Consider the following 6,694-nt stretch of genomic DNA (forward strand, 5'->3'; position numbering starts at 1 on the left):
CTTCACCGGCTTCAGCAGTTCCGCGTGCCGGCTCTTCTGGGCCTTCATGCGGTACTTCTCGTTCTTCTCGGCCGCGTCCAGTTCGTCGCGGCTGAGCTGGCCGTTGGCGATCGGGTCGGCGCCGCGGATGTCGCGCGCCACCTCGCCGTCGGCGATGCCCTTCACCTCCAGCGGGTGCAGTTCGCAGAAGTCCGCGATCTGGTCGAAGGTGAGCGAGGTGTTGTCGACCAGCCAGACGGCGGTCGCCTTGGGCATCAGGATCTGGGTCATGTTCTTGTCGCCCGGTTTTCTCTGGCTCGAAACAACGGCGCCCGGCCTTTCGGCCGGGCGGTGAGGTGTTTTCTATAGGCCGGTTATGCCGCTGTGAAAACGGGAAACTACGCGCCGAAGATCCAGCCGTCCGGCAGCGACGAGAGCTGGACGTTGGCCAGGATCATCTTGTCGGCCGACGAGCCCAGGGTGATCACCACGTCGGCGCCCACCTGCGCCACGCTGTAGGGCGTGCCCGGATCCAGCAGCACGCGGTCGCCCTCGGCGGCGTTGAAGTCGAACACGCTGTCGATGCCGGCGTCGGCCGAGGTGTGGAACAGGTCCGCGCCCGCGCCGCCCACCATCGAGTCGTTGCCCCGGTCGCCCGAGACGTAGTCGTTGCCGGAACCGCCGGAGAGGGTGTCGTCGCCCTGGCCGCCGCGCACGGTGTCGGCGCCCGCGCCGCCCTCGACCGTATCGTCGCCGAGATTGCCGAACACGACGTCCGAACCCTCGTCGCCGGACAGGCGGTCGTTGTCCTTGCCGCCGACCACCCAGTCGTCGCCCAGGCCGCCGGAGGCGGTGTCGTTGCCCATGTTGCCGTTGATGTCGTCGAACGCCGCGCCGCCCACGATGGAGTCGGCCCCGTCGTCGCCGCGCAGGTAGCCCGCGCCCGCCCCCCCGTCGACCGTGTCGTTGCCGGCCCCGCCGAACACGCGGTCGGCGCCCGCGCCGCCGTCGATGCGGTTGTTCAGGGCGTTGCCGTTGATGGTGTCGGCGCCGAAGCCGCCGATGGCGTTCTCGATCTGCGCGCCCTGGGCCACGGCGACGTTGCCCACCATCGAGCCCACGTTGGAGAAGAAGCCCTCGCGCAGGTCGATGAGCTGGTTGGCGGAATAGCCCGAGAAGTCGAAGGTGTCGTTGCCGCCGGCGTCCCAGACCGCGAAGATCAGCCGCGCCGACGAGTTGGCCGCCACGAACCAGTCGCGGCCGGCGTTCGAGTTGAAGCCGTAGACGGTGTCGCCCGTCCGCGTGCTCATGTTGGCGCCGTACTCGATCTGGGCGGCGCGGATGTCGTCGAGCTGCGGCGCCGCCGCGTAGCGCCCGTTGTAGGCTGCACCCGTGTTGGTCTCCGAGAAGTAGCTCATCACCGTGTACTGGCGGGTGTCCTCGTAATACTCCGCGTCCGCCGCGTAGCTGATCGGCCCCCCGTTGTCGGCGGCGTTGTATTCGCCCGGGTGGGCCAGGCCGATCGCATGGCCGATCTCGTGCAGCAGGGTGACGTAGCCGTAGTTGCCCGGGCTCGGGATCGCGTTGGTGCCGGAGCCGATGTTGACCCAGACGTCGCCGGCGCTGCTGATCGGGTTGGTGCTGCCCGGATAGTTCGCGAACGCCGCCGAGCCTGACTCGCCCGAGGCGTAGTTGCCGAACAGGATCGCGGCCTGGTCCGAATAGGCGGCCTCGCCGCTGTCGCCGGAGCCCACGCGGACGAAGGTGATCCGCGCCACGTCCGACCACGCCGCCATCGACTGTTCCGCGGCGTAGATCTGCTGGGCGTTGAAGCGCTGGAAGCCCTCGGTGTCGCTGGGCATCCGTTCGGGCGCGGTCGAGCGGAACGCGTAGGTGACGGTGAAGGCGTTGCCGGCCACGCCGCCCCAGCCCGGCGCCGGCGCCATCGTCTGCGCGTCGAAGCCGGTCATCTGCAGGCCGGCGCGGTCGATGGTGAAGCTGACCTTGCCGTTGACCGTCGCGCCCGCGCGCTCGTCGGCGTTCAGGTACGAGAGGCCGGCGCCGTCGTCGACGACGCTCAGCGCATGGCCGTGGCCATCGGACCCGACAGCGGCGTCGGACAGGATTTCGGGACCGGCTTCCGTGGGCATCTCTCAGACCCTACCATGGCCCATCCCCTTCTAATCCTTAATGGATCAGGTGAACGGGAACCACGCGACATTCGCACGCATAGGAGTCTACGCGCGTCTCCTCATCCCGGATTTCGGAGAATGCCGCAGTTTCCGCAGACCGGCTAGGCGTGGACCTCGCCGATCCGGCCGCCCGACGGTGGGGCGCGCCAGGCGCGCGGTCAGTCCAGCGGCATCCGGCCCACGATCTTCAGGCCGTAGCCGGCCGAGGCGGGCAGCACCGTCTGCGAGCTGGTCAGCAGCAGCATGTCGCGGACGCCCAGGTCCAGCAGGATCTGCGCGCCGATGCCGTAGTCGCGCAGGATGTTCGACGAGTGGTCGGCCTGAGGCTGGCCATAGCGCTCGCTGAGCCAGTGGGGGTTGGAGTCGCGGATGAACACCGCCACGGCGGCGCCGTCGTAGTCGGCCATCGCCTTCAGCGCGTTCGGCACGTACTCGCGCCGGGCCTCCACCGCGCCCAGCATGTCGGTCGCCAGGTCAACGCGGTGCATCCGCACCAGGGTCGGGCGGTCGGGGTCGATCTTGCCCCGGGTCAGGACCGCGTGCTCGGTCTGGTCGATGGAGTTGCGGTAGATCACCATCCGGAAGCGGCCGCCGTAGGCGCTGTCGAACGGCGTCTCCAGCACCCGCTCCACCTGCCGCTCGGTGCGCCGGCGGTAGGCGATCAGGTCGGCGATGGTGCCGATCTTCAGGCCGTGGAGCTGGGCGAAGGCCACGAGGTCGGGCAGGCGCGCCATCGACCCGTCGTCCTTCATGATCTCGCAGATCACCCCGGCCGGGTTCAGGCCCGCCATGCGGCTGATGTCGACCGCGGCCTCTGTGTGGCCGGCGCGGACCAGCACGCCGCCGTCCTTGGCGACCAGCGGGAAGACGTGGCCCGGCGAGACGATGTCGTCGGGCCCCTTGGTGGGGTCCACCGCGACGGCGATGGTGTGCGCCCGGTCGTGCGCCGAGATGCCGGTGGTCACGCCGTCGCGCGCCTCGATGGAGACGGTGAAGGCGGTGCCGTGGCCGCTCTGGTTGTCGGTCGACATCGGCGGCAGCCGCAGCGCCCGCGCGCGCTCGCCGGTGATCGACAGGCAGATCAGGCCCCGCGCGTGCTTGGCCATGAAGTTGATCTGCTCGGGCGTGGCGAACTGCGCCGGGATGATGACGTCGCCCTCGTTCTCCCGGTCCTCGGCGTCGACGAGGATGTAGGGCCGCCCGTTGCGGGCGTCCTCGATGATGTCCTCGATCGGGCTGATCGCGCCCGAGACGCTGTCCGGGTCGGGCGAGCCCGGCGGCACGAGATAGGGGCGCTTCATGGGGCGGCTGCCTTCATCTTCGCGAACTCCACGACCTGCTCGGCGACGGTGTCGAGCTGCCAGGCGTCCTTCTTGTCGCGGCACGAGCCGGTCTCGTCGAAACCGGCCCCCGCCGAATTGAGGGCTGCGCCGAACGGCGTCGGCCAGCCCCGGAGCGCATGTATGATGGCCCGCAGCGCCATCAAGGTGGTGCCCGCCGCCTGCCAGCCGTCGGCGGTGATGATCGTCCCCACCGGCTTGTGCGCGAAGTAGGGGCGGGCGTCGGTGCGGGTCAGCTCCAGGGTGTCGAGCGCGTTCTTGACCACGCCCGAGATCGAGCCGTGGTAGCCGGGGCTGGCCACGATGACGCCGTCGGCGCCGCGGATCGCCTCGGCCAGCGCCGCCTGCGATTCGTGCGGGCCGCCCGGCCGCGGGTCGAAGATCGGCAGCGACCCCAGGAACGCGCCGCCCAGGAGGCGGGTCTCGGCCCCCAGCGCCTCGGCGCGCCTCAGCGCGCAGATCAGCGCCTTCTCGGTGGACGAACCGTCGCGGACGGTGCCGCCCAGGCCGACGATGACGGGTTTGCGGGTCATCCCTTAGCGCTAGCGCGGCGACCTAGCGGGAGTCACGCGACTTCGGACTCCGGCGCGAACACCTTCTTCAGCTCGGTCTTCAGGATCTTGCCGTTGGCGTTGCGCGGCAGGGTCTCGGGCCAGAAGACCACCTTCACCGGGACCTTGAAGGCCGCGAGCCGCGCGCGGACGAAGTCGCGCAGCTCCTGCTCGGTCGCCGTCCCGCCCGGCTTCAGATGCACGATGGCGCCCGGCTCCTCGCCCAATGTCTTGTGCGGGATGCCCACGATGGCCGCGTCCATCACGTCGGGATGGTCGTAGAGGACGTTCTCGACCTCGACGCAGTAGATGTTCTCGCCGCCGCGGATCAGCATGTCCTTGGCCCGGTCGATGATGAACAGGAAGCCCTCGTCGTCGATCCGCGCCAGGTCGCCGGTGCGCAGCCAGCCGTCCTGGAAGGTCTCGGCGGTGGCCTCGGGCTTGTTCCAGTAGAGCTTCACCACCTGCGGGCCCTTCACCCACAGCTCGCCGACGCTGCCCGCCGGCAGGATGGTCTTGCCGTCGGCGGGGTCGCGCACGTGCATCTCGCCCACCGGGGCGGCCGGGCCGGCGCTGTCGGGCCGGTTCGAGTAGTCCGGGCCCATGTGCGAGGTGAAGGTGGCCGTCGTCTCGGTCATGCCCCAGCCGTTGCCCGGCTGGCTGCCGGGGAACACCTCGACGATCTTGCGCACCAGCTCCGGCGCCGAAGGCGCGCCGCCGTAGGCCACCGCCACCAGCGAGGAGAGGTCGTACTTCGCGCGCGCCGGATGCTCGATGAGCTGCCAGGCGATGGTCGGCACGCCGCCCGTCGAACTCACCTTCTCGTCCTGGATGAGCTTCATGGCGGGCTCGGCGTCCCAGCGGCGCATCAGCACGATCTTGCCGCCCGAGTTCATCGTCGGGCCCAGGGTCGCCGACAGGCCGGTGGCGTGGAACATGGGCACGACCAGCAGGGTGCAGCGCTGGGGAACCTTCAGCGGATCCATTTCGGGCAGCGGCTCGCCCGCGCGCAGGAAGTTCCGCGCCGCCGAGATGCCGCCGGCGCCGATGTTGGACGTCATGTTGCGGTGGGTGCCCAGGGCGCCCTTGGGCCGGCCCGTCGTGCCCGAGGTGTAGAGGATGGTGGCGTCGTCCTCGGGGCCCAGCGGCACGTCCGGCAGGGCCAGCTCCGGCAGGCTCCCCCAGCTGTTCACGACGCCGATGACGTCCTCCAGACGATGGCACTTGGCCGGCAGGCCCTGGGCGGCGTGGCGGGTGACGTAGACCTTCTCGAGGTCGGGGAGCTTGGTCAGGAATTCCTCGACCCGCTCCAGGCGCTCGTCGTCGACGAAGGCGACCTTGGTCCCGGAGTCGGCCAGGCCGTATTCCAGCTCGGCGCCCGTCCACCAGGCGTTCAGCGGCGTGACGATGGCGCCCACCAGCTGGCCGGCCCAGAAGCAGACGGCCCATTCCGGCAGGTTGCGCATGATCACGGCGACCCGGTCGCCCTTCTTCACGCCGTCGGCGATGAGGCGGTGGGCCAGGGTGATGGTGGCGCGGCCGAACGCGTCGTAGGTGGCGCGGTCGTCGTCGTAGACCAGGAACTCGCGGTCCTTGAACCGCTGGCCGTTGAGGAACACGTCGCGAAGGGTGGGCGGGGCGTTCTTCCAGGTCTTCGTCGGGATGCCGCGGATGACCTGTTCCTCGATCTCGAAGGGCGAACCCGGGCCGGTCAGGCGCGCATGCGCCTCGGCGATCGACATCACGGGCCAGGACTTATCGGTCACGGAAGAACCTCGAGAAACAGAAGCCAGAGAAGGGAGCGCGAACCTAACGGCCGTTTGAAGGCCGTTCCAGGTCCCCTAAAGGACCCCTCCGTTTGCGGCAGGATTGCAGGGCCGTAGCAGACGGCGTCGAGGACCGCGGTTCTACCGCCCTCCCGCTCAGCGCGCCGCAGGCGTTGTCCTGATTTTCCACGAATACACACGAATGAACACGAACGAGCTCGGCGCTATTCGTGTGCGTTCGTGTTTATTCGTGGTTGAATCGAGCGGCGCTGGCGCGCCATCGCGGCGAGCCCGTTCGCGCTAGGCCTTCTCCGTCCGGCGGCTGGCGTAGTGGTCGCGGATTTCGCCCAGTTCCTTGGCGAAGCGCTTCTTGGCTTCCTCCTGGAGCTTGGGGATGTGGTAGTTCGGGAAGAGGTCGTTGTCGGGCGTGTAGTCCTTCAGCACCTGCTTCGCGAGGGTCACCTTGTGGACCTCGGTGGGGCCGTCGGCGATGCCCATGACCAGAGCCGAGTTGACCATCCGCATGAACGGCATCTCGTTCGAGACGCCCAGCGCGCCGTGCAGGTGGGCCGCCTTCTGGGCCACGTCGCCGTAGACCTTGGGCATGGCCACCTTGATGGCGGCGATGTCCTTGCGGACCTTCTGGTAGTCCTTGTGCTTGTCGATCAGCCAGGCGGTGCGCAGCACCAGCAGGCGGAAGCTTTCCACCGCGATCCAGCTGTCGGCGATCTGCTCCTGCACCATCTGCAGGTCGGCGAGGCGCCCGTCGCGGGTGGTGCGCGACACGGCCCGCTGGCACATCAGATCCAGGGCGTGACGGCAGGCGCCGACCGTGCGCATGGCGTGGTGGACGCGGCCGCCGCCCA

General features: G+C 69.3%; 6 protein-coding genes. All 6 read right to left on the reverse strand.

The window, feature by feature from the left end:
• Positions 1 to 270: cell cycle transcriptional regulator TrcR (locus JNL41_RS12285; RefSeq protein ID WP_293475306.1), on the reverse strand; the 270-nt coding region annotated here is incomplete at its 3' end.
• 107 nt (positions 271 to 377) lie between these two features.
• Positions 378 to 2,129 carry a M10 family metallopeptidase C-terminal domain-containing protein gene (locus JNL41_RS12290; RefSeq protein ID WP_293475308.1) on the reverse strand — a complete coding sequence of 584 codons (1,752 nt, stop codon included), beginning with the start codon at positions 2,127 to 2,129 and terminating at the stop codon, positions 378 to 380.
• A gap of 200 nt (positions 2,130 to 2,329) precedes the next feature.
• Positions 2,330 to 3,472, reverse strand: a complete 1,143-nt coding sequence (gene ribB, locus JNL41_RS12295; protein ID WP_293475310.1) for a 3,4-dihydroxy-2-butanone-4-phosphate synthase — start codon at positions 3,470 to 3,472, stop codon at positions 2,330 to 2,332.
• Positions 3,469 to 4,044 carry an NADPH-dependent FMN reductase gene (locus tag JNL41_RS12300; RefSeq protein WP_293475312.1) on the reverse strand — a complete coding sequence of 192 codons (576 nt, stop codon included), beginning with the start codon at positions 4,042 to 4,044 and terminating at the stop codon, positions 3,469 to 3,471. The genes ribB and JNL41_RS12300 overlap by 4 nt, the downstream gene beginning before the upstream one ends.
• A gap of 32 nt (positions 4,045 to 4,076) precedes the next feature.
• Complete coding sequence (locus JNL41_RS12305; RefSeq protein ID WP_293475316.1) at positions 4,077 to 5,804, reverse strand: class I adenylate-forming enzyme family protein; 1,728 nt, start codon at positions 5,802 to 5,804, stop codon at positions 4,077 to 4,079.
• A 324-nt stretch (positions 5,805 to 6,128) separates the two neighbouring features.
• A partial coding sequence (locus JNL41_RS12310; protein ID WP_293475314.1) for an acyl-CoA dehydrogenase family protein occupies positions 6,129 to 6,694 on the reverse strand: 566 nt, incomplete at its 5' end.

Origin of the sequence: Phenylobacterium sp. (assembly GCF_016793285.1) — a bacterium.
In the GTDB taxonomy this organism is placed as follows: Bacteria; Pseudomonadota; Alphaproteobacteria; order Caulobacterales; family Caulobacteraceae; genus Phenylobacterium.